At 72.6% G+C, this 22,246-nt stretch carries 22 protein-coding genes and 1 pseudogene; 10 read left to right on the forward strand and 13 right to left on the reverse strand.

Translation table 11 applies throughout. The features are described from left to right. Nucleotides 1-155 precede the first annotated feature (155 nt). The 3 genes and pseudogenes from CFK41_RS00345 to CFK41_RS00355 all read left to right on the forward strand — a co-directional run. Nucleotides 156-1,043 (forward strand): metal ABC transporter substrate-binding protein, encoded by an 888-nt coding sequence (locus tag CFK41_RS00345; protein WP_096797874.1) that lies wholly within the window; start codon nucleotides 156-158, stop codon nucleotides 1,041-1,043. Next, on the forward strand, nucleotides 1,040-1,777 hold the full coding sequence (locus CFK41_RS00350) for a metal ABC transporter ATP-binding protein (RefSeq protein ID WP_096797875.1): 738 nt from the start codon (nucleotides 1,040-1,042) through the stop codon (nucleotides 1,775-1,777). Before CFK41_RS00345 ends, CFK41_RS00350 begins: the two co-directional genes overlap by 4 nt. After that, nucleotides 1,774-2,601: pseudogene (locus CFK41_RS00355) on the forward strand (metal ABC transporter permease); the annotation flags it as partial. The gene CFK41_RS00350 and the pseudogene CFK41_RS00355, both read left to right, overlap by 4 nt. A gap of 140 nt (nucleotides 2,602-2,741) precedes the next feature. Here CFK41_RS00355 and CFK41_RS00360 read toward each other — a convergent pair. The 7 genes from CFK41_RS00360 to CFK41_RS00390 form a co-directional block, all read right to left on the reverse strand. Beyond that, nucleotides 2,742-3,425, reverse strand: a complete 684-nt coding sequence (locus tag CFK41_RS00360; protein WP_096797876.1) for a metal-dependent transcriptional regulator — start codon at nucleotides 3,423-3,425, stop codon at nucleotides 2,742-2,744. A gap of 228 nt (nucleotides 3,426-3,653) precedes the next feature. Further along, nucleotides 3,654-4,013 (reverse strand): VOC family protein, encoded by a 360-nt coding sequence (locus CFK41_RS00365; protein WP_096797877.1) that lies wholly within the window; start codon nucleotides 4,011-4,013, stop codon nucleotides 3,654-3,656. A 62-nt stretch (nucleotides 4,014-4,075) separates the two neighbouring features. Further along, on the reverse strand, nucleotides 4,076-4,795 hold the full coding sequence (locus CFK41_RS00370) for an AraC family transcriptional regulator (RefSeq protein ID WP_096797878.1): 720 nt from the start codon (nucleotides 4,793-4,795) through the stop codon (nucleotides 4,076-4,078). Between the two features lie 151 nt (nucleotides 4,796-4,946). Beyond that, entirely contained in the window at nucleotides 4,947-5,426 is a 480-nt protein-coding gene (locus CFK41_RS00375) for a GNAT family N-acetyltransferase (RefSeq protein WP_096797879.1), read from the reverse strand. 84 nt (nucleotides 5,427-5,510) lie between these two features. Next, nucleotides 5,511-6,413: a phosphotransferase family protein gene (locus CFK41_RS00380; RefSeq protein ID WP_169928759.1), complete on the reverse strand. Its 903-nt coding sequence runs from the start codon at nucleotides 6,411-6,413 to the stop codon at nucleotides 5,511-5,513. 251 nt (nucleotides 6,414-6,664) lie between these two features. Next, nucleotides 6,665-7,345 (reverse strand): DJ-1/PfpI family protein, encoded by a 681-nt coding sequence (locus CFK41_RS00385; RefSeq protein ID WP_096797881.1) that lies wholly within the window; start codon nucleotides 7,343-7,345, stop codon nucleotides 6,665-6,667. Nucleotides 7,346-7,418: 73 nt separating this feature from the next. Beyond that, nucleotides 7,419-8,072, reverse strand: a complete 654-nt coding sequence (locus tag CFK41_RS00390; protein ID WP_096797882.1) for an alpha/beta hydrolase — start codon at nucleotides 8,070-8,072, stop codon at nucleotides 7,419-7,421. 134 nt (nucleotides 8,073-8,206) lie between these two features. On the opposite strand from CFK41_RS00390, the gene CFK41_RS00395 reads away from it, so the two are divergent. Genes CFK41_RS00395 through larB form a run of 3 tightly spaced genes read left to right on the forward strand, consistent with a single transcriptional unit; the run spans nucleotide 8,207 to nucleotide 11,218 of the window. After that, nucleotides 8,207-9,559, forward strand: a complete 1,353-nt coding sequence (locus CFK41_RS00395; RefSeq protein ID WP_096797883.1) for a lactate racemase domain-containing protein — start codon at nucleotides 8,207-8,209, stop codon at nucleotides 9,557-9,559. Further along, the gene (larE, locus tag CFK41_RS00400) at nucleotides 9,556-10,512 is read left to right on the forward strand and encodes an ATP-dependent sacrificial sulfur transferase LarE (protein WP_096797884.1); all 957 of its coding nucleotides are present in this window, start codon (nucleotides 9,556-9,558) and stop codon (nucleotides 10,510-10,512) included. The genes CFK41_RS00395 and larE overlap by 4 nt, the downstream gene beginning before the upstream one ends. Beyond that, nucleotides 10,505-11,218 carry a nickel pincer cofactor biosynthesis protein LarB gene (gene larB, locus CFK41_RS00405; protein ID WP_096797885.1) on the forward strand — a complete coding sequence of 238 codons (714 nt, stop codon included), beginning with the start codon at nucleotides 10,505-10,507 and terminating at the stop codon, nucleotides 11,216-11,218. The genes larE and larB overlap by 8 nt, the downstream gene beginning before the upstream one ends. A 36-nt stretch (nucleotides 11,219-11,254) precedes the next feature. Here larB and CFK41_RS00410 read toward each other — a convergent pair whose 3' ends face one another. Next, complete coding sequence (locus tag CFK41_RS00410; protein WP_096797886.1) at nucleotides 11,255-11,617, reverse strand: type II toxin-antitoxin system death-on-curing family toxin; 363 nt, start codon at nucleotides 11,615-11,617, stop codon at nucleotides 11,255-11,257. Continuing rightward, nucleotides 11,614-11,817: a CopG family transcriptional regulator gene (locus CFK41_RS00415; protein WP_096797887.1), complete on the reverse strand. Its 204-nt coding sequence runs from the start codon at nucleotides 11,815-11,817 to the stop codon at nucleotides 11,614-11,616. Before CFK41_RS00415 ends, CFK41_RS00410 begins: the two co-directional genes overlap by 4 nt. Before the next feature lie 215 nt (nucleotides 11,818-12,032). Between CFK41_RS00415 and CFK41_RS00420 the strand changes: the two genes are divergently transcribed. From CFK41_RS00420 to CFK41_RS00435, 4 genes are all read left to right on the forward strand, one after another. Next, nucleotides 12,033-13,772 (forward strand): PHP domain-containing protein, encoded by a 1,740-nt coding sequence (locus CFK41_RS00420; RefSeq protein ID WP_151904621.1) that lies wholly within the window; start codon nucleotides 12,033-12,035, stop codon nucleotides 13,770-13,772. Between the two features lie 169 nt (nucleotides 13,773-13,941). Beyond that, nucleotides 13,942-14,946: a LacI family DNA-binding transcriptional regulator gene (locus CFK41_RS00425; protein WP_096797888.1), complete on the forward strand. Its 1,005-nt coding sequence runs from the start codon at nucleotides 13,942-13,944 to the stop codon at nucleotides 14,944-14,946. A 111-nt stretch (nucleotides 14,947-15,057) separates the two neighbouring features. Next, nucleotides 15,058-16,494 carry a glucuronate isomerase gene (uxaC, locus tag CFK41_RS00430; protein WP_096797889.1) on the forward strand — a complete coding sequence of 479 codons (1,437 nt, stop codon included), beginning with the start codon at nucleotides 15,058-15,060 and terminating at the stop codon, nucleotides 16,492-16,494. Beyond that, a complete protein-coding gene (locus tag CFK41_RS00435) occupies nucleotides 16,494-17,765 on the forward strand; it encodes a mannitol dehydrogenase family protein (protein WP_096797890.1) in 1,272 nt (423 codons plus the stop codon). The genes uxaC and CFK41_RS00435 overlap by 1 nt, the downstream gene beginning before the upstream one ends. A 231-nt stretch (nucleotides 17,766-17,996) precedes the next feature. Here CFK41_RS00435 and CFK41_RS00440 read toward each other — a convergent pair whose 3' ends face one another. The 4 genes from CFK41_RS00440 to CFK41_RS00455 form a co-directional block, all read right to left on the reverse strand. Continuing rightward, the gene (locus CFK41_RS00440) at nucleotides 17,997-18,908 is read right to left on the reverse strand and encodes a DUF559 domain-containing protein (protein WP_227873146.1); all 912 of its coding nucleotides are present in this window, start codon (nucleotides 18,906-18,908) and stop codon (nucleotides 17,997-17,999) included. A gap of 288 nt (nucleotides 18,909-19,196) precedes the next feature. Further along, a complete protein-coding gene (locus CFK41_RS00445) occupies nucleotides 19,197-19,862 on the reverse strand; it encodes a response regulator (RefSeq protein ID WP_096797891.1) in 666 nt (221 codons plus the stop codon). Continuing rightward, complete coding sequence (locus tag CFK41_RS00450; RefSeq protein WP_169928760.1) at nucleotides 19,859-21,175, reverse strand: sensor histidine kinase; 1,317 nt, start codon at nucleotides 21,173-21,175, stop codon at nucleotides 19,859-19,861. The genes CFK41_RS00445 and CFK41_RS00450 overlap by 4 nt, the downstream gene beginning before the upstream one ends. Nucleotides 21,176-21,240: 65 nt before the next feature. Continuing rightward, entirely contained in the window at nucleotides 21,241-22,197 is a 957-nt protein-coding gene (locus tag CFK41_RS00455; protein WP_096797893.1) for a CPBP family intramembrane glutamic endopeptidase, read from the reverse strand. Between the last annotated feature and the right edge of the window lie 49 nt (nucleotides 22,198-22,246).

The following is a 22,246-nucleotide window of genomic DNA, read 5'->3' on the forward strand; positions in this document are numbered from 1 at the left end:
GATTTCGAGGAGGGCCGACGCGCCGCGTGACTCGCGCCCCGGGATATGAGACAGTTCCCTCCACAAAGTTCGGCATGCCGAACTCCGAATGACAGCAGAGGCGAAGAGGTGTGCTCGTGAGGCATGGAGGACGGGTCGGGACGAGGGCTGCGGCGATGGCGGCGGCGCTGGTGATGCTGCTGGCCGGGTGCGGGGGCGCGGGCGACCAGGACACGCGGGACGTGCCCGTCGTGCTGACCACCTTCACGGTCCTGCAGGACGTGGCGCAGAACGTCGCCGGGGAGCATCTCCGCGTCGAGTCGATCACCAAGCCCGGCGCCGAGATCCACGGCTACGAGCCCACTCCCGGCGACGTCGCCAGAGCCTCCGAGGCGGATCTCATCCTCGACAACGGCCTGCACCTCGAGGCCTGGTTCGCCCAGTTCGTCGAGACCGCCGACGTGCCCCACGCAGTGGTCTCCGACGGGGTCGAGGCGCTCGACATCGCCGGGGATCCCGGCACGCCCAACCCCCACGCCTGGATGAGCCCCGAGGCGGCGCAGGTCTACGTCGACAATATGGCCGGCGCCTTCAGCGAGCTCGACCCCGAGCACGCCGAGGACTACGCGAGGAACGCCGAAGAGTACTCCCGGCAGCTCCAGCAGATCCACGACGAGCTCGTCGAGACCGTCGGCGCCCTCCCGGAGAACCAGCGAGCGCTCGTGACCTGCGAGGGAGCCTTCTCCTATCTCGCCCGCGACGTGGGCCTCGAGGAGCACTACATCTGGCCCGTCAACGCCGAGCAGCAGGCCACCCCGCAGCAGATCGCCGCGGTCATCGAGACCGTTCGTGACCAGGACGTCCCCGCCGTGTTCTGCGAGTCGACCGTCTCCGACGCCCCCATGCAGCAGGTCGTCGAGGCGACCGGAGCCCGCTTCGGCGGCACCCTCTACGTCGACTCGCTCTCGGAGGAGGGGGGACCCGTCCCCTCCTATCTCGCTCTGCTCCGTCACGACGCCGACGTGATCGTCGAGGGCCTGACCGGGACGGAGGCCGCCGCATGAGCATCCACGTGGACGACCTCACGGTCCGGTACGGCGAGGTCACCGCCCTGGACGGCCTGAGCGTGCACGTCGCGGCCGGAGAGGTGACCGGCCTGGTCGGCATGAACGGCGCCGGGAAGTCCACCCTGTTCGGCGCGATCATGGGCACCGTCCCGATCGCCTCCGGACGGATCCGACTGGACGGCGACGATCCCGTCCGGGCTCGCCGTCGCGGCGCGATCGGGTACGTCCCGCAGGGCGAGGCGATCGACGTGGCCTTCCCTGTCAGCGTGGGCGATGTGGTGATGATGGGCCGCTACGGCCACCAGGGCCTGACCCGTCGGCCCCGCCCCGCGGACCGCCGCGCCGTGGCCGAGGCGATCGAACGGGTCGAGCTCGAGGGGCTCGCCCGTCGGCCGATCGGCGCGCTCTCCGGCGGTCAGCGGCGCCGGGCCTTCGTGGCCCGCGGCCTCGCCCAGGGCGCCCGCACCCTCCTGCTGGACGAGCCCTTCGCCGGCGTCGACAAGCGCAGCGAGGCACTGCTGGTCGGCGTGCTCCGCGAGCTCGCGGCCGACGGCTGCACCGTGCTGGTCTCCACCCACGACCTCCACGCGCTGCCCGACCTCGCGCACTCCGCCGTGCTGCTGCGGCGCCGACTCCTCTTCCACGGCCCGGTCGCCGAGGCGCTCGAGCCCGCCATGCTCGCCCGAGCCTTCGGCCTGGACCCGCTGACCCGGCAGGAGGCCGGCCGATGAACCCGCTCGACCTGCTCACCGAGCCGCTGCAGTACGACTTCATGCTGCGCGCGCTCGCCGCCACCTCCCTCGCCGCCGTGGTCTGCGCCCTGCTGTCCTGCTGGCTGGTGCTCATCGGCTGGTCGCTGATGGGGGACGCGGTCTCCCACGCCGTGCTGCCCGGCGTGGTCCTCTCCTACGCCCTCGGCCTGCCCTTCGCGCTCGGCGCGATCGTGTTCGGGATCCTCGCCGTGGTGCTCATCGGCGCGGTCCGCGACTCGCGACGGGTGGCGGAGGATGCCGCGATCGGGATCGTGTTCACGACCCTGTTCGCTCTCGGTCTGGTGCTGATCTCCGTCACCCCGAGCCACACCGACCTCGGCCACATCCTCTTCGGCAGCGTGCTCGGGGTCTCCCGGGGCGATCTCGTGCAGATCGCGCTGCTCGCCGCCCTCGTGCTGGTGCTGCTGCTCATGCGGCGTCGCGACCTCACGCTCTACGCCTTCGACCCCACCCACGCCCGGGCGATCGGCCTGTCCCCGCGCCGCCTCGGCGCCCTGCTGCTGGGGCTGCTGGCCGTCACGGCGGTGGTCGCGCTGCAGGTGGTGGGCGTGATCCTCGTGGTCGCGATGCTGATCATCCCCGGCGCCACGGCGCGCCTGCTCACCGACCGCTTCTCCCGCATGCTGCTGATCGCGCCGACGTTCTCGGTCGCGGCCTCTGCGGCTGGGATCCTGCTGAGCTACTGGCTCGACGCCGCCTCTGGCGGACTGATCGTGCTGGTGCAGGGGACGCTGTACGCGCTCGTCCACCTGTTCGCACCCCGCTACGGGCTGCTGGCCCGGCATCGGGTGTGGCGCGGGGACGGATCGGAAGGCTCCGTCTCGTCGGGCGCGGCGTCATCGGCCGACGGATCGGCGGCGACGGGATCCTCGGAGACGACGGGATTCTCGGAGACGACAGGAGTCGCGGTGCCGACGGAGCGTCAGGCGCCGCCGGTCTCCGACGCCCAGATCGCCTCGGTCGCCGAACGGCCCAGCGGCACCGCGCCGCTCGATCCGACCAGCGACACCTCGAGCGCGTCGGAGAACTCCGGCCCCTCGCGGACCTCGAGCTCCGCCCCCACCACGATGCCCTGAGCGGCGCAGAAGGTGAGCAGGCGAGGATCGGCGTCGGAGATCCGCTCCACGCGCACCCGCGTCCCCGCCGGGAGGGTGGCGAGAAGCTGCGCCTCGGGCTGGTCGACGGACCCGTCGGCCGCGGGGATCGGATCCCCGTGCGGATCACGGGAGGGCCGGCCCAGGTGGGCGTCGAGCCGCTCGACGAGCAGGTCGGAGACCGCGTGCTCGAGCTGCTCCGCCTCGTCGTGCACCTCCTCCCAGCCGTAGCCGAGGTCCCGCACCAGGAACGTCTCGATCAGCCGGTGCCGACGCACCATCGCCAGGGCGTGCGCACGACCCTGCGCGCTCAGCGCGATCGCGCCGTAGCGGGTGTGCTCGACCAGCCCCTGCTCGCCGAGCTTCCGCATCGCATCGGACACGCTGGAGAGCCGCACCCCCACCCGCTCCGCGATCGCGGAGACCGTCACCGACTCCTCGGACCACTCGCCGAGGCTCCAGACGGCCTTGAGGTAGTTCTGGGCGCTGGTCGACAGCTCGGAGACGGACATGGGAACACGGTAGCCAACGGCAGGCGGGTGCCGCGGCGGAGTGGGGGCGGGCGCGGCCCGGTTGCGTGCCGCCACCGGATCCAGTGACGTCAGATGACCCGCGAGCCCCGCATATGGGCCTCGTGGGTCATCTGACGTCACTTCTTTCGCGCCGCGGCGCGGCGCGGTGGCGGGCGCCGGGGATGCCCGGGCCCCGGCGCCGTCACTCGAGCGCGCTCCCGGGGACCCTCAGGAATCCGCGAACACCCCGAGCCGGTTCCCGCTGGGGTCGGTGAACTCGAAGCGTCGGCCGCCGGGGAACTCGTAGGGTCCCGCGACGACGGTGCCGCCCGCGTCCATCACGGCGCCGACCGTCGCGTCCAGATCCTCCGAGAACAGCAGCACGAGCGGCCCCTCGGCCGACGGGGCCGCGCCAGGGTTCAGCCCTCCGATCTCACCCTCCCCGTCCGGGGCGGCGATGCTGCTGTACGCAGGCCCGTAGTCGTTGAACCGCCAGCCGAAGGCCTGCTCGTAGAAGGCGCGGGCGGCAGACAGGTCGGTGACGCCGAGCTCGATGTAGCTGATCGCGTGGTGGGTCGGTGCGGGCATGGGATCTCCTCCGTGCGGTCGTGAGCCGGCCGAGCGGTGGCTCCGGCCTCGTGTCCCTGACGCTAGGCGTCGTCCCGGACGCCGTCTTCCAGGAATCGGACAGCAGTGATCCCTGTCAGGCGACGCACCTCGTCGTTCATGTGAGCCTGATGCGCATAGCCGGCACCGAGCGCGCGCTCGGCGGAAGTGCGGCCGGGCGACGCCCTCAGGCGCTGAAGCCGCGTCACCCGCGCCAGCAGCTTGGGTCCGTACCCGACGGCGTGCACCGTGCGACGGTGCAGCGTGCGCTCGGTGACCCCCAGGTCGGCGGCCACTTCGGCGACGCGAGCCCGCGGGCGTCCGAGGCGCTGCGCCGCGGCGGCGACGAGGCCGTCCGGGGAGGCACGACGCTGCGAGACCGCGGCGGCGAGCAGCTCCAGGCGCCGACGGGGAGAGGCGGCGGCGAGATCCTCGACGAGCCGACCCGCCCCCGTTCCCCAGACCTGCTCGAGAGGCACCCGCAGGTCCCGCAGTTCCGAGGCGGGCAGTCCCAGGACGGCGGCCGCGGCGCCCGGCCGAAGCCGGATCCCCGAGGAGCGCCGACCGGCCGGGAGCAGCACCTCATGGGCGGAGGTGTCGGGGCCGGCGACCACGAGCTCCTGCTCGGCGAGCCAGATCAGGTCGACGCAGCCGTCGGGGTCGATCCGTCGGCCCCGCGACACATCGGCCTCGTGCTCCCACACGCACGACACCAGCGGGCCGAGACCGCCGGGCGCTGGGAGCTCGCGGTAGAGATCCGACATGGTGTCAGAGCGTATCGGCGTGGCTGTCGACCACGCCCCGGGCTGCGCCTGCTCGCGTGCGGCCAGTCGTGGCCCTTCTCCGCGAGCCAGGCGGCGGCCGCCTGCTCGGCGGAGTCCTCTGCCGCCTGCGGATGAGCCGCGGACGATCAGGTCAGGGCCGTTCGATGCTGAACCGCTGCTCGACCGTCCCGTCGGCCTCGACCGTCTCCTCGAACGGCACCGGGATCGCTCGGCGCCAGAACGAGGTGGCCTCGGGGTTCGAGGCCAGCTGCGTGATCGACCAGGCCCCGGCGTGGGCCTCGAGCAGGTGACGCGCGGCAGCGAGGCCGACGCCCTCGCGCCGATACTTCCGGAGCACGAAGAACTCGGCCATCTGGATCCGCTCCGCCTCCCGCACCAGGGCGAATCCCGCAGGACGGCCCTCGACCCGGAACACGTAGGCGTGGCGGCCCTGCTCGTGGCGGTACGCATCGAGCCAGGCGTAGTGGAAGAGGCCGTGCTCATCGACGTCCCAGCCCGTGTGCTCGGAGAAGTCGTGGAGATAGAGCTGCAGCAGCCCGGCGAGGAGGTCGAAGTCCTCGCCCCTCGCCGGGCGGACCGTGGGAGCTGAGGCGGAGCGGGGAACGGTCATACGGTCACCGTAGATGTGGCTCCTACGTGAGAGCTCGTGCTTTTCCGGGGGAGACTGCCGCTGGGGACGGACGCCGCCCTCGCATCACTGCCTCTCCGCCCAGTCCTCGAGGAGCAGGTCGAACGCGCTGCGAAGTCCCGCGACCTCGCCCGGTCCGAGGAACGTGGCGAACTCCGGATACTGCTCGACGAGGATCAGCAGCTGCTGCGCGGTGATGGATCGGTGGACGGCCGCGGAAGCGGTGCCGGCGGCGGCGCTGTAGGCCTCGATCACCTGGTCGCGGGGGATGCTGCCGGCTGCTGCTGCCGCTCGGGTGAGGGCGAAGGCCACGTCGCCGATCGACGGCCCGACGTGAGCGGACTGCCAGTCCACCAGCAGGAGCGTCCCGTCGGTCGTCAGCACGACGTTCCCGAGGTGGCTGTCGCCGTGCACGAAGGATGCGGGTCCGTCCGATACAGCGTCGTGGAGCCGGTCCAGGGCGCTGCACGCGGCCTCGAGCCGGGCATCATCGCCCTCGCCGTTCCAGAGCTGCTGGGCGAACACGGCGAGCTCGTCGACGGGGCGCGAGCTCACGGCGTGGAGGGGAGCGAACCGCCCTGCGAGCTCGCGCGATCCCGCGTGCAGCTTTCCCAGCAGGACTGCGAGATCGTGCCACTGCGCCGATGTCCACTCCGACGCCGGAGGGGCGGGCCGGTGCCGTTCGAGGGCGATCGCGATCCACTCCTCCGTGCGGTGTGCGGCGACGAGGCGAGGAGCCGGGAGCGGCACCCGGAGCAAGAGCTCGGTGTAGACGTCGAGCTCGCGTCGGGCGCGGTGCGATGACTCCGGGGTTCCGAACGAGCTGACCTTCACCACCACGGGCTCTCCGCCGGGCGTCACCGCTCCCAGCACGCTCGAGCCCGACATCCCCCCGGTGAGAGCAGGGGCGACGGGGTCCGCATGCACGCCCAGCGCGTCGAGCACCTCCGCGACCGAGATCCCTGGCATGGCGGCAACGCTAGACCCTGTGGGGGACGGAGGACACCTCGCGTTCTCCGCGTCGGGAGCGCCGACGCGGTCAGTCGTCGCTCTCCGCGGCTGGGCGCTCGGCCTCGCCGGGCTGGGGTTCGTGCCGACCGCACTCCTCGCGGCCCTGAGCCCGACGCTGAGGCGGCTCGAGGCGGATGGGTGATCCTGCGATCCCCTGACGCAGCACGCCGGACTCAGGCTCAAGCTCGGCGGCAGCGCCCTCATCGAGGTCAGCCGACGAGCCGCTCGGCCGCTCGGCGCACTGCCTGCTCCCGGCGGCTGTGCGTCGCCGAGATGGTCTCCCGGACCTGTGCGGGGTCGGCCTCCGGTCGATCGGGACGGCCGGCATCGAAGGGCGGCTGCGGATCGTACTCCAGAGCCAACTGCGCACTGCGCGCCGTCTCCGGGTCGTACAGCTCGGCGGCGACGGAGAGCGCCATGTCGATGCCCGCGGTGACCCCGCCGCCGGTGATCACCGGGCCGTCCCGCACCACCCGGGCCCGCTCCGGGATCGCACCGAGCAGCTCGAGCATGGCGTGGGAGGCCCAGTGGGTCGTCGCGCGCCGGCCCGTCAGCAGGCCGGCCGCACCGAGGACGAAAGCGCCTGTGCACACGCTCGTCACGCACTGCGCCCCGCGGGCCTGACGGCGCACGAAGTCCAGAGCGCTCTCGTCCTCGAGCAGGTCGAACGCTCCCTGCCCGCCCGGGACGAGCAGCACGTCGGCCTGCGGGGCGTCCTCGAAGGACACCGTCGGCACGATCGAGAACCCCACGTCGGTGAGTACCGGCGCGTCGTCCCGCCAGGCGAGGTGCACGCGCGCTCCGGGCAGGCGGGAGAACACCTGCACAGGCCCGGTGAGGTCCAGCTGGGTCACGTTCGGGAACAGCACGGCCACCACGTCGAGGGTCATGGGGTCAGTATTCCCCGTGGGGTGCGGCGGGGCAGCGGGCGCCGCCCTGTTCGCGACGGTCCGGGGTCTGCGCTCAGCAGTCCAGGATCACCTCGGCGAGGAGATCCGGCTGCGAGATGTACGCCGAGTGGCTCGCTGTGAGGTGCCGGCTGCTCGAGCATCTCGCCGCCATCCTGCGCTGGAGCGTCGGGCTCACGGCGCGGTCGTCGTCACAGACGACGTAGTGGCTCGGAGCGTGCCTCCACGTCGCACGCCTGACCACTCCCCGACCGTGACCGCTGGCCTGCGGCACCAGCAGCGCGGTCGCGCGCTCGGCGTCCTCCTCCGTGCAGTCGGCATAGAACAGCTCGGACGCGTACTCGTCAGGGATACAGCTCCCACCGGAGGGGTGAGGACGCACCCAGGAGTTGACGAGCGCGTCGGGACCGCCGAGCTCGGCGCAGCTCTCCCCGGTCTCCGGCACGAACGCGGCGACGAAGACGAAGGACCGGCCGCCGAGCACGTCGGCGATCACCGCGCCGCCGTAGCTGTGCCCGACCAGCACGGGAGCGGACGGGCACCGGTCGACCGCCCGCTGCACGGCGCGGACATCCTGCTCGAAGCTCCCCCGGTGCAGCCTCGGGACGGAGACCCGAGCGCCCCTGCGCTCGAGCGCGGTCCTGAGCGCATCCATGTGGGCGGGCTGGTGGAACAGCCCGTGCACGAGGACGACCTCGGGCGGCGACATGGACAGCAGTAGAGCACGATCCTGCGCGTGCCGCTGTCCTCCCTCTCGCGGCCACCGCGTCGCCCGCACCGGGCACCCATGGCAACAGCCGGGCCGTCCTTGTCCCCGGCCTGGCCACGGCGCATAGTGGAACGATGAGCGAGACGACGGCGACCCAGCAGCCCACGATCCACCCGATCCCCGAGGGTCTCGCGGAACGCGCCGCGCTCCTCGGCGGTCCCGAGGGGATCCTCACCGACGAGCAGATCGCGGGCTTCGTCGCCGAGCAGCTCGCCGGGACCGACTACGACGGCAAGAGCGTCTGCCTGATCATCCCCGACGGCACCCGCTCCGTCCCGCTGCCGAAGGTGCTGCCCGCGATCCACGACGCGCTCGCCGGCCGTGCTTCCTCCGTCACCGTGCTCATCGCCCTGGGCACCCATGCCGCGATGAGCGAGCAGGCCATCGACACCCTCCTCGGGGCGACCGGGCGCGGTGCCGCGGCGACCTACCCGGAGTGGACCGTCCTCAACCACGCCTGGGACGACCCCTCCCAGATCGCGGACCTCGGCGAGATCCCCGCCGAGCGGATCGCCGAGCTCACCGGCGGTCTGCTCACCGACGTCCCCATGACCGTGCAGATCAACAGGCTCTGCGTCGAGTCGGACGTCAACCTGATCGTCGGCCCCGTCTTCCCCCACGAGGTCGTGGGCTTCTCCGGCGGGAACAAGTACTTCTTCCCCGGCTGCTCGGTGCACGACGTCATCGATATCTCCCACTGGGTGGGCGCGCTCATCACCGCCAGCCGCATCATCGGCACCCTCGGCATCACCCCCGTGCGTCAGCTGATCGACGCCGCGAGCGAGCTCATCCCCTCCGAGAAGCTCGCTGTCACCATGGACGTCGCCGAGGGCGGAGCGGATCTCGGGGCGATCGCCTACGGCGACCCGCAGGCCGCCTGGGCCGCGATGGCGAAGATCTCCGCCCGGACCCACATCACCTACGTCGAGAAGCCCTACCAGCGGATCGTCGCGCTGGTCCCGGAGATGTACGAGGACATGTGGACCGGGGCGAAGGGCTTCTACAAGTCCGAGCCCGTCTGCGCCGACGGCGGCGACGTCATCATCTACGCCCCGCACATCACCGAGGTCGCCGCGATGCACCCCGGCATCCGCGACATCGGCTATCACAACATCGAGTACTTCACGAAGCAGTGGGACCGGTTCAAGGACCACCCCTGGGGCGAGCTCGCCCACTCCACGCACGTGACGGGCCTGGGCACCTACGACCCCGAGACCGGCGTCGAGCAGCAGCGGGTGAACCGCTACTTCGCCACCTCCATCTCGAAGGAGGAGACCGAGGCGCACAACGTCCTCTACATGGACCCGGCCTCTCTCGACCTCGAGGCGCTGCGCGCGGATCCCGACACCCTCGTGATCGATCACGCCGGCGAGGTGCTGTTCCGCCTTGCCTCCGAGCGCGACGGGATCGCGGGGCAGCCGCGGTGACCAGCCTTCGTGAGCCCGTCACCCTGACCCTCGGCACCGCGCCGTCGGCCCCCACCTCGCTGTTCGCGCCCGGACATCCCGGCTTCGAGGTCGAGGCGATGACGCCCGACGCCCTGAACGGCGAAGCGCTCGCGCTGGCGGACGCGGTCGCCGCCGAGCTCGCGGGCGTCCGAAAGCTCGGCGTCGCCTATTCCGGCGGCGTCGACTCCGCCGTGCTGCTCGCGCTCGCGGTGCGCGCGCTCGGCGCCGAGAATGTCACCGCCCTGCTCGGGGTCTCCCCGTCCCTCGCCCGACGGGAGCGGCGCCTGGCCCACCAGGTCGCGCGCGTGATCGGCGCCGAGGTGCTCGAGGTCGCGACCCTCGAGGGCGAGAACCCCGACTACCAGAAGAACGACGCCGCGCGGTGCTTCCACTGCAAGGACGAGCTGTTCACCCGCATCGACGACGACGTGGTCGGCGCGCAGCAGCTCGACGCGGTCGCCTACGGCGAGAACGCCGACGACGCCACCCGCCACGACCGCCCCGGCGCGGGCGCCGCCACCCGCCATCGCGTGCTGCGCCCGCTCTCCGTCGTCGGCATGACGAAGTCGCAGGTGCGCGAGGTGGCCAGGCAGCTCTCGCTGCCCGTCGCGGACAAGCCCGCCGCCCCCTGCCTGGCCTCCCGGATCCCCTTCGGCCAGGAGGTCACCCCCGAGAAGCTGCGCCAGATCGACGACCTCGAGGACGCCGTCTACGAGCAGGGCTTCAGCGACTGCCGGGTGCGCCACCACGGCGCCGTGGGCCGCATCGAGCTGCCCACGGACGAGCTCGCGCGGGCCATGGAGCCCGAGATCCGCGCCGCCCTCGTCGCCGCCGGGAAGGAGACCGGGTTCCAGCACGTCACCATCGACCTCGACGGCATCCGCTCGGGCCTGTTCTCCCTGCAGGTCGTGGGCAGGGGCGGGCATGCCTGAGGGCGCGGCCGACGGGCGGATCGAGGGCTTCCTCGACCTCGATCTCGACCGGGCGCAGCGCCGCGGCGCGCCCGAGGCGGTGCTGTGCGACGCCAAGAGCGTCGAGCAGGTCGCCGCGATCGCGGCGGAGTACGCCCGCCTGCACGCCGAGGGTCGCGACGATCTCGGGCCGGTGCTGTTCACCCGGGCCGACGCCGACCGCGCCGAGGCGGTGCTCGCCGCCCTGCCGGACGCCTTCCACGACCCCGCCGCCCGCCTGCTCGCCTGGCCCGCCGCGCCGCCGGAGCCGACGGGAGGCCTGGTCATCGTGGCCTGCGCCGGCACCAGCGACCTGCCCGCGGCGCGGGAGGCGGAGCTCACCGCGCGCTACCTGGGCCGGCCCACCCGCCTCATCGCCGACATCGGCATCGCCGGACTGCACCGGCTCCTGAACCGCCTGCCCGAGCTGCGCGAGGCGGCGTGCGTGGTGGTCGCCGCCGGGATGGACGGGGCGCTGCCCACCGTGGTCGCCGGGCAGATCAGCGCGCCCGTCGTCGCGCTGCCCACCTCCGTCGGCTACGGCGTCGCCTCCGGCGGCGTCACCGCGGCGCTGACGATGCTCTCCGCGTGCGCGCCGGGCATCGGCGTGGTGAACATCGACAACGGCTACGGCGCCGGGCACCTCGCCGCGCAGATCGCGCGCTGGGCTCCCGCGCCGATCCTCTGACCGTGCCGACCCTCTGACCGCGCCGTCCCGGCGAGGTCAGTGCCACCGGGTGAGGGCGGCGGCGATGTCGGAGGGCTCCACGGCTCCCGTGGCGACCGCGATCACCAGGTCGTACGCGTCGTCGTCCGGTGCCTCGATCTCGATGTCGTTCAGGCCGTAGAAGACGATCACCCCGAGCCAGCCCAGACGCTTGTTCCCGTCGACCAGGGCGTGATTCCGCACGAGCGACTCGAGGAGAACGGCGGCTTTGGTGTCCAGGTCCGGATACGCCTCCCGCCCCCAGAGTCGGGTCGCGGGACGATGGGCGGCGGAGTCGAGCAGCCCGACATCCCGCACCGGCCCGACGCCCAGGTCGTCCACGAGGACGAGCAGGTCCTCGAGGGTGAGGAACGTGGTCACCGACCCAGCCGGTCGAGCAGATCGGCGTAGCGCTCCCGGCCCCGCACGGAGAGGGCCTGCACCGCCTGCTGGTGGCCGCGACGGGCGGCGGCTTCACGGATCGCCCGCACGGTGGCCTCCTGGCGGCTGATGCCCTCCTGCTCGGCGAGGTCGGCCAGGATCTTCTCATCGGTGTCGGTCAGTCGAAGTGTCATCGCCATCCCTGAATGATACCAACGTGGTATCGCGGAGTCGATGGTCCGTGGACCGTGCGCGCGCCCCGACAGGGCCCTGATCTCGCCCTCTTCCGTCGGCGGACGCCGTGCGTTCATGCCCACGACGCTGGAGCGATCCACCGGGCCCGTAGCGTTCCGCGCGTCCACCATCGCGCACCTGCTCGCCGCGCACCGACCGCTTCCGAGAGGCGCCCTCCCCGATGCATCACGACCCCGCCGACCCGTCGGCCCCGCAGACCGCTCCTGCCCCCGCCACCGGGGCCGAGAAGCCCGCACGGCGCGGCTTCCTCCGCGGGGCGGGCCTGGCCGGAGCCGGAGGGATCGCGGCCCTCACCGCACCCACCGCCGCCCAGGCGGACAAGGGCAAGGGCGCGGGGAAGCCCGAGAAGCCCGGGCCGCCGAAGGGGCCGGGCACGGACGGGTTCGTCTGGCTCGTGGGCGACCACCACCTGCACAGTCAGTACAGCAACGACGCCATGTACCGCATCGAGGACCAGGCGCGACGCGCCGTGGCCGGCGGCCTCGACTGGATCGTCATCACCGACCACGGCAACGAGCCCTTCGCCGCGCACAGCATCGAGCCCCAGCGCGAGGACATGCTCGCCGCCCGCGAGCGCTTCGGCGACGAGCTGCTGCTCTTCAACGGCCTCGAGTGGAACATCCCCGCCGGCGAGCACACCACGCTGATCATGGCGCCCGGCGAGCACGAGGCCGAGGTGCTCCAGGAGTTCGTGGAGCGCTACGACGCGAACGTGGTCGACGCCCGCCCCGGCACCTCGGAGAACGAGGCGCTCGCCCTCGAAGCGCTCGGCTTCCTCGAGCAGACCCGTGCGACGGGGCGGCTCGAGGACGTGCTCGTGCTGCCCAACCACCCCGCCCGCAAGGGCATCGACTCCCCGTCCGAGCTGCGCGCCTGGCAGGACGCCGCTCCCGAGGTCGTGATCGGCTTCGAGGGCGCGCCCGGGCACCAGGCCGCCTCCCTGCCCGCCGGGATGGCCCGCGGCCGCGGCCTCTACGACGGGGGCTCGAGCGAGCACTCCTTCCCCGGCTACCCCGAGGAGAGCTACCGCACCTGGGGCGGCTTCGACTGGATGACCGCGACCGTCGGCGGCGTATGGGACTCCCTGCTCGCCGAGGGCCGGCGCTGGTGGATCACCACCACCTCCGACGGCCACCAGGGCTGCGGCGACTGGGTGAAGAACCCCGTGGACGAGCTCCAGCAGACGGGCTACGACGACATCCCCTACAACGACGCCGGCGACACCTTCCAGACCACCGGGGTGTTCCCGCCGCCGGTCAACGCCGGGCGGCCCGTCGTGGAGTACAGCTCCTTCACGCCCGGCGCCTACAACCGCACCTGGGTGGGCGCGACCGACCGCAGCCACCGCGCGGTCATGGAGGGCATGCGCGCCGGGCGGATGTGGGTGTGCTTCGGTGACCTCATCGCCTCGCTCGACATGACCCTGCGCGTGGTGGGCCGCGGAGGGAAGCCGCACCGCGCCGGCCTCGGTGCGACCCTCGAGGTCGACGGTCCCACCGAGGTCGAGCTGGTGCTCTCGATCGAGACGGCCTCCCGGGTCAACCACGCCGGACTCCTCCCGCAGCTGGCGCGGGTGGATCTCATCCTCGGGAAGGTCACCGGCCCCGCCGAGGACCGCGAGACGATCACCGCCCCCGCGACGAAGGTCGTGACGTCCTGGGACACCTCCGGCCGGGACGGCACGCTCGAGCTCAACCACCGGTTCACCCTCGAGGAGGACTCCTACCTGCGGGTGCGCGGCACCGACGGGAAGCGCAGCCAGCCGGGCTTCCTCGGCGCGGACGTCGACCCCCACGGCCCGGCGATCGACGTCCCCGGCGAGGTCGATGCGTGGGAGGACCTCTGGTTCTACACGAACCCGATCTTCGCGAGCGTGCGCTCCGCGGCATCCGGCGGCTGAGCGGGAGCGGAGCCCGGCCGGGGGCGGCGCCGACCATCGGACGGTTGCCACTGGTTGCCCTTGCTGCGGGGTAAGGTGGTGCCTCGATGATCGGGCTCTCCCGGCCCTGCGCGGGTCAGGGCGGCGGCCCCCGAGGCAGCGCCGCGAGCGGCGAGGACGGAGCCGCACGATGGCGGAGAAGCGCGTGACGATCTACGACGTCGCGAAGGCGGCCGGTGTCGCGCCGTCCACCGTATCCCGTGCGTTCTCCCGCCCCGGCCGCGTCAGCGCCGCCACGCACGCCAAGGTGATGGACGCCGCCAAGGAGCTCGACTACCGCACCGAGGCGCCCGCCGCCCAGGAGCGCGGAGAGCGCCACCACCGCCTCGGCATCGAGGTCCCCGACCTCACCAACCCCTACTTCGCCGAGCTCGTCTCCGGCATGCAGGAGGCCGCCCACGAGCAGGACTTCCTGCTGCTCCTGCTCGACACCGTGGAGGACGAGGTCCGCGAGCGCTCGAGCCTCGAGAGCGCCATCAACGTGGTGGACGGGATCGTGCTCTCCGGCACGAGGCTCTCCGACGCCACCCTGAACCACCTCACCAAGCGCATCCCGGTGGTGGTGCTGAACCGTCGCGTGGCAGGGCTCGACTCGGTGACGCCCGACTTCGAGCACGGCATGGGGCAGGCCATGACCCATCTGGCCGAGAACGGGATCCGCACCGTCACCTATGTGGCGGGTCCGGTGAACTCCTGGTCCGACGGGGAGCGCTGGCGGGCCGCCCGGGTCGCCGCGCGCCAGCACGGCCTGCAGGTGCAGCGGCACGGACCCTTCGCCCCCACCACCGCCGGCGGCGAGCAGGCCTTCGAGGAGCTGCGCGACTCCCTCCCGCATGCCGTGATCTGCTACAACGACCTGGTCGCCTTCGGCTTCCTGATCTCCGCGCTGCGCGCCGGGATCCGGGTCCCCGGGGAGCTGTCGGTCATGGGGCACGACGACATCCAGCTCTCCCGCCTCGTGGGCGGCGGCCTCACCACCGTGGTCAGCCCCAAGCGGGCCCAGGGACGCGCGGCCGTCGAACGGCTCGTGCGCCGGATCGAGAACCCCTCGGCGCATCGCAGCCCCGTCGAGGGCACGCTGCCGGTGCGGCTCGTCCCGCGCGGCACCACCGGCCCCCGCGAGGGCGCGCGCTGAGGGTCTCGCGCTGAGGATGTCGACCCGTCGGCCGATCAGGATCGTCTGCTCGGCACCGGCAACCAGTGACAACGCCGCGCAGGAGTTTCGCCGGCTTGCGAGGATGGCGGGATGAGCAACGACGCCTACGTCCCGCACCCTGACCGCCTGCTGCCTGCGGACCCGGGCGTCCGCGAGATCGCCCGGACGCTGTACGAGCTGGAGAAGGACCAGCCGATCGTGTCCCCCCACGGCCACGTCGACCCCCGCATGCTCCTCGACGACGAGCCGTTCCGCGACCCGACCTCGCTGTTCATCACGCCCGATCACTACGTGAACCGCCTGATGCACTCCCGCGGCGTGGACCTCAAGGACCTCGGCGTGGGCCAGGGCCCGCTCGACGAGGCCGCCTCCCGCAGGGCCTGGAGCCTCATGGCCGAGCACTGGCATGCCTACGCCGGCACCCCGTCCCGCTACTGGATGGAGCATGAGTTCTCCGAGGTCTTCGGCCTCGGGACGGTGCTGAACCCGCGCACTGCCGACGCGATGTACGACGCGATCGCGGAGAAGCTCGCCCAGCCCGCGTTCCGCCCCCGCGCACTCTTCGACCAGTTCAAGATCGCGGTCATGGCGACCACCGACGACCCGGTCGACGACCTCGCCCCGCACGACGCGCTCGCCGCCGACGAGTCCTTCACCGGCAGCGTCATCCCCACCTTCCGGCCCGACAAGTACCTCGAGCCCGCCCGCGCAGACTTCCGCGAGCTGACCGACGCCCTCGGCGAGGCCGCCGGCGTCGACACCGGCACCTACGACGGCCATCTCGAGGCGATGCGCATCCGCCGCCAGTACTTCCGCGACCACGGCGCCGTCTCCTCCGACCACGCCCACATCGACCCCGGCACCGCCCGCCTGAGCGACGAGGACGCCCGCCGCCTCTACACCGCCGCCCGCGACGGCGCCATCGGGGCCGACGAGGCTGTGGCCCTGCGCCGCCACCTGCTCGCCGACCAGGCCCGCCTGGCCTCCGAGGACGGCCTGGTCATGACGATCCACCCGGCCGTCGCCCGCAACCACAGCGACGCGATGTTCGAGCAGTTCGGCGCCGACGTCGGCTTCGACATCCCCGTCGCGGTGGACTACGTCCACCATCTCCGCCCGATGCTCAACGACGTGGGCCACCACCCGAACTTCCGCACCGTGCTCTTCACGATCGACGAGACGGTGTTCTCCCGCGAGATCGCGCCGCTGGCCGGCGTGTACCCCTCCGTGTACGCCGGAGCTCCCTGGTGGTTCATCGACGCGCCTGACGCGATCCTGCGCTACCGCCGCGCCGTCGCCGAGACCATCGGCTACAGCCGCACCAGCGGCTTCATCGACGACACCCGCGCGTTCTGCTCCATCCCCGCCCGCCACGACATGTCCCGCCGCCTCGACGCGACGCACCTCGCAGGCCTGGTCGCCGAGCACCGGATGCGTCTCGAGGACGCCCAGGAGCTCGTGGTCACCCTGCCCGATCAGCAGCCGCGCGAGGTCTTCCGCCTCGACGCTGCAGGAGAGAAGAACTGATGAGCACACCCAGCCCCTCCGACGTGGGCCGCCTGGTCCACCTCGGCATCGGCAACTTCGCCCGCGCCCACACCCTGCACGCCACCGACATGGCCGGCGGCTGGTCCGTGGTCGCGTTCACCGGCCGCTCGGCCGCGATGGCCGATGCGCTGAACGCCCAGGGCGGCAAGTACGGCCTGATCGTCCGCGGCGCCGAGAAGGACGAGGTCAGCGTCATCGACGTCATCGACGAGGTGTTCCCCGCCTCCGACGTCGACGCCCTCGTGCGCCTGCTCGCCGATCCCTTCACCGCCGTGGTCACCCTGACCATCACCGAGAAGGGCTACGCCGCCGGCTCGGACCCGGCCACCTCCGCCCCGGCTCGTCTCGCGCTCGGCCTGAAGGCCCGCCGCGAGGCCGGGGTCACCGAGCAGATCGCGCTGGTCTCCTGCGACAATCTCACCGGCAACGGCGAGGTGCTGCGCGAGGCCGTCCTCGCCGAGCTCGACGAGGAGACCGCCGCCTGGTTCGCCGACCACGTCGACGTCATCTCCACGATGGTCGACCGGATCACCCCGTCGGCCGACGAGAAGGCGGGGGACACCGTCCGCGAGCAGGCCGGCTTCGAGGACTCCGTCCCCGTGGTCACCGAGCCCTTCACCGAGTGGGTCATCGAGGACCGCTTCCGCGGCCGTCGCCCCGAGTGGGAGAAGGCCGGCGTGCAGTTCACCGACGACATCGAGGTGCATGAGCTGCGCAAGCTGCGCCTGCTCAACGGCGCCCACACCCTCATGGCCTACGCCGGACAGGTCGCGGGCGTGGAGCGCGTGGACGAGGCCATCTCGCACCGCGAGGTGCGGGCGCTGGTCGAGCAGCTGTGGGCCGAGGCCCGCGAGACGCTGCCGCTCCCGGCGGACGAGCTCGACGCCTACACCGCGGCTCTCGAGGAGCGCTTCCGCAACCCGCGCCTGGCCGACAACCTCCTCCGCATCGCCGCCGACGGCTCCGTGAAGCTGCCCGTGCGCGCGCTGCCCGTGATCGCCGAGCTCGGCGGCCCGGACCAGGCGCCCGGCGAGGTCGCGGCGGTCGCCGCGTGGACCGCCTGGGTCACCGATCGCGTGGCCGGCGGCGGCGAGGTCAAGGACCCGCGGGCCGCGGAGATCGCCTCGGCCGCCGCGCTCGAGGACGCCACCGAGCGGGTGAGCTCCCTGCTCGCCCTGCTCGACGTCCCCGCGATCGACCCGCTGGTCGATGCGGTCCTCGCCGAGGAGCGGCGCCTGCCGCGTCCCTGAGCGACGCCCCACAGCGCGGTCGGCGCCCCTCTCGCCCCCGCCGCGACGACTGGTCGGCGGGTCGGCGGGCCGACCGCACCGACGGCATTGTGCGCCTGGCTTCCACTCGTGGAAGCCAGGCGCGCAAAGCCGTTCAGGGCCCGGGGCGATGCCCGGCCCTGCCCGCCCCTGCCCGCCCCTGCCCGCCCTCGGCCCGGCCCGGCTCGGCCCTGCCCGCCCTCGGCCTCGGCCCTACCGGCATGCGCGGAGGCGAGGGGTGCCGAGGTGCTCGAGGCGGCCGAGGAGGTCGTCGGGTGATCCGAGGTCGCTGTCGGTGACCCGCACGACCCTCCACCCCAGCTCGTGCAGGACGTCATCCTTGCGGCGGTCCCTCCGGAATCGTGCCCTGTCGGTGCGATGCCAGTCGCCGTCGTACTCGATCGCGATCTTCAGTGACGGGTAGGCGAGATCCAGCCGGAACTGCTCGCCGGTCGCCGGGGCGCGCACCGGGACGTTGATCCCGGGCTCCGCGAATCCCTTCCCGATCAGGAGGAGGCGCAGCTCGGTCTCCTTCGGGGACTCCACCCGCTCCCTGGCTGCGAGGATTGCTCGGCGCACCTTCTTGATCCCTGGCATCGGCGTCGCCTCCTCGACGAGCCTCGTCAGCTCGCCCAGGGTGACTCGGGGGCGCGCCGTCACCGGGCCGATCAGGGCGTCGCAGGCCTGGACCAGCTCGAGAGGAGTCAGCACGCCGGCGAGATCGCTCAGCAGCCTGACCGGCGAGCTCATCGTCAGCCCGAGCCATCGTCGGGTCGCCTCGGGGCGCCTGGCGTGGACCTTCACCTGCGGCCCCATCCTCCGGCGCCGCTCGGGCGGGACCGTGCAGTGGAGCTGCTTCAGGATCGTGTACCGCTGGACGGCCGGGAGCGGGAGCCCGAGCACCTCAGCGGCCGTGGCATGGCTGATGACCGACCCGGGCCCGGCCTCGCGCTGCAGCACGCGAGCGATCACCTGCAGCTCGGCAGGCGCCGCCGTCGGCGTGCAGAACCCGGGGATCACCTCGGTGAACTCGGTCGAGGCGAGCCGACGCGGATGGACACCGCTCGCGAGGAGCAGCGTCCGGGGCAGGAGGCTTCTTGGCGGCGGGGACCAACGGGGCGTCATGGCCCGACGCTAGGGAGTCTTCGCCGCCCTCGCCGACCATCGGCTGGCGCTGTGGATGACAGGCCTCTGTGGAGGATCGGTCAGATCCGCCAGCGCCGAAAGCTTGGTGCGGGGCCCGCCGTCACTCCACTCACGTTCCCTGCGCTGACGGCGTTGTGCGCCCTACTTCCCTGTGTGGAAGCAGGGCACACAACGCCGTCGCAGATCGGACGTTGTGGCAGGCGGGGGGCGGTGGGGCGCTACCCAGCGCCTTGCCGACCGGCTCAGCTCCGACCCGTTCCTCCCCGCTCACGACCCCTCGGGCACCCTCACGATCTCGTTCTGGTAGGCCCACACCACGGCCTGCAGACGTGAGCGCACGCCGAGCTTCGGCAGCATCCGTGCCACGTGGGACTTCACGGTGGAGATCTCGACGACCAGCTCCCGGGCGATCTCCTCGTTGGACATGCCCTGGGCGAGCAGACCCAGGATGTCGACCTCGCGGGCGGTGAGGAGCCCGTCGGTCCCCTGGACGGTGACCGGCCGGAGGCTGCGCCGGCGCACGAACTCGGCGAGGATGCGCCGCGTGAGCGCCTGGTCGAGGGTGCCCTGGCCGGCGGCGACCCTCCGCACGGCGCTCACGATGACCTCAGGGTCGGCGTCCTTGAGGAGGAACCCTGCGGCGCCGGCCTCCAGGGCCCCGAAGACGTAGTCGTCCAGGTCGAAGGTGGTCAGGATCAGCACCGGGACCGGCGGGTCCATCGCCGTGAGCTGCCGGGTGGCCGCGATCCCGTCGAGCACGGGCATGCGGATGTCCAGGCAGGCCACGTCAGGGCGCAGCTCGCCGACGAGGTGCACGGCCTCCTGCCCGTCAGCCGCGGCGGCGACCACCTCGAGATCGGCCTCGGTGCTGAGGAGGCCGGTGAGGCCGGCACGGACCAGGGGCTGATCATCCGCCAGCAGCACTCGGATCATCGGTGGGCTCCCTCGGTCGTCGTGGTGGCGATGTCGACCGCATCGTCCTGTGAGGGGGCCCCGACCGTGTCGCGGGGGATCGTCAGCTCCGCGACCCAGCCCCCGTCGGCCGACGGGCCGGCCTCCAGCCGGCCGCCGACCAGCTGCGCGCGCTCGAGCATGCCGATCAGGCCGAAGCCACCAGCTCCTCCCGAGGACGTGGCCGGGGCGGGCCCGTCGGGACGCTCGTTGCGCACGGTGACCTGCAGGGCCGCGGCGCCCGAGTCATCGACCGTGACCAGGCACGGAGCACCGGAGGCGTGCACGGCGGCGTTGCTCAGCGACTCCTGGACCATCCGGAAGGCCACGAGCTGCGCGAGCGGGCCCACGCCCGCCGCCTCCCTCCTGGCGTCGGCCGGACCGCGCCGTTCGAGCCGCACGGGCTGACCGGTCGCGGCACGGGCGGTCACCAGCTCAGGGACGGTCGAGAGGGACTCGACGGTGCGTTCGGCCGCGCCGTCGCCGCGCAGCAGCCCCACCACGCGGCGGATGTCCTCGAGGACGGTCCGGGTTTGGCTGCGCACCTGCCGCACGGACTCGTGCGCGGCGTCGGGATCCGTGTCGATCTGCCGGTCCGCGGCGGCGGCCAGGAGCGTGATGCCGGAGAGGTGATGGGCGGCGATGTCGTGCAGCTCGCGGGCCATCGCGGCGCGCTGCTCGGAGAGGACCGCACGGGTCGTCGCCTCCCGCTCCCGGATCACCGCGTCCCGCTCCCGCTCGGCGGCAGTCCGCGCCCGATCCACGGCTTCCCGCTCGCGGGTGAGCGCCGCGACTTCCTTGCGCTGAGCCTCACGGGCCGTGCGGATCGATGCCAGGGCGAGGGAGATCAGCGCCGTGATGCCCACCAGGCCGATGCCCTGCACCAGCGCCTCGACGAGCACCCCCGGCAGGGTGCCGAGGCCGCTGCGCAGCGTGTTCATCAGCGTCCCGAGCGCGACCGCGAGGGCCGCCGCGGCCAGCACGGTGCGCGTCGTCCGCCACCGGCCGCGCGGCGCGGCAACGAACACCGCCACCAGAACCGGGAGGTGGCTGAGCGTGTACGGGACACCGGGGGCGAATGCCGCGAGCACGAGCGCGAGGCCGGCCGTGACCAGCACGGACACTGTCGATGAGCGGTGGACGGCCAGCAGCGCCGCGCCCTGGAGCGCGAGGGTCGCCGCGACCGTCCACCAGGAGGCGGAGCCGACGGAGACTGCCCCGGGACCGAGGGAACCGATGGAGGAGGAGCCGCCGTCGGTCGCGACGAGGAGGGGCAGCAGGAGCAGCAGGACCATCCCCGTCGTCCACGTGCCCAGGGCGGTCGCGAGGGCGACCGGCCTGGGTGATCGCGCACCGGGTGTCATGGGCGCGAGCTTAGTGCGGCTCGGCTGCGAACCGGTCCGAGCCGCGGGGGCGTCAGGGCGCGGAAGCCCAGGCGGCCTCGTGTGGCGAGCACCAGCACGATCGAGGCGATCACGGCGGCGACGGTCATCGACAGCAGCGAAGCCTCCGGATCCAGGGACGGGAACATCTCGGCGCCCAGCGAGGACGCGAAGGTGTTCGTCCCGGCGTGCATCAGCATCGACATCGGCAGAGACTCCCCGGTGCGATTGAAGACCCAGCTCATGACGATGTTGAAGGCGAAGCAGAAGACGAGGAACACCACCGGGCGGGTCCAGGTCGCGTCCGGCCAGCCGCCCCAGTCGGTCAGGAACAGCGGCAGATGCCACAGCCCCCACAGCGGCCCGAGCACAAGCGCCGAACGCAGCGGGCCCATCGTGCGCTGCATCCGGGACAGGGCGAAGTCCCGCCAGCCCGGCTCTTCCGCGAGGCCGGTCGTGACCATCTGGAGCAGGAGCAGCGGGAGGTAGGCGACGAGAACCGTCGCCGAGGGTGCGAGGACCTCGCCACCCGAGAACACCAGCCCGGCCAGCAGGGCCGCCGCCGGCACGGCGAGCAGGGTGACGGCGTACCAGCGCCAGTTCACGTTCCACCTCAGCAGACGCTCGGCCCAGCTCCTCAGGCCGGCCCGACCGTCGACGATCGCGGTGACCAACAGGGCGGAGCCGATCGGGCCGAGATACGCGCCGGGCAGTACGCCGAGCAGCTGGCTGGTGCCCAGCATCGCCGGGAACTCCACGCCCCACACGCCCAGCCCGTTCAGGGACAGGATGTACGGCAGCCAGGCCAGCCAGCTGAGTCCGTTGGCCAGGAGGAAGAAGGTCAGCAGCGGGTGACGGCGAATGGCTTCGAGCAGGCCGACGCCGCCGTCATGGGCGGTGGGCCGCGGCGCCGGGGGCCGGTCGATGATGGTCATGGGAGCACCTCTCGTCGTGGTCGGTGCCCGGGGAAGGGCACGCCTCAAC

The sequence above is a fragment of the Brachybacterium ginsengisoli genome, from assembly GCF_002407065.1.
GTDB classification, from domain to species: Bacteria; Actinomycetota; Actinomycetes; order Actinomycetales; family Dermabacteraceae; genus Brachybacterium; species Brachybacterium ginsengisoli.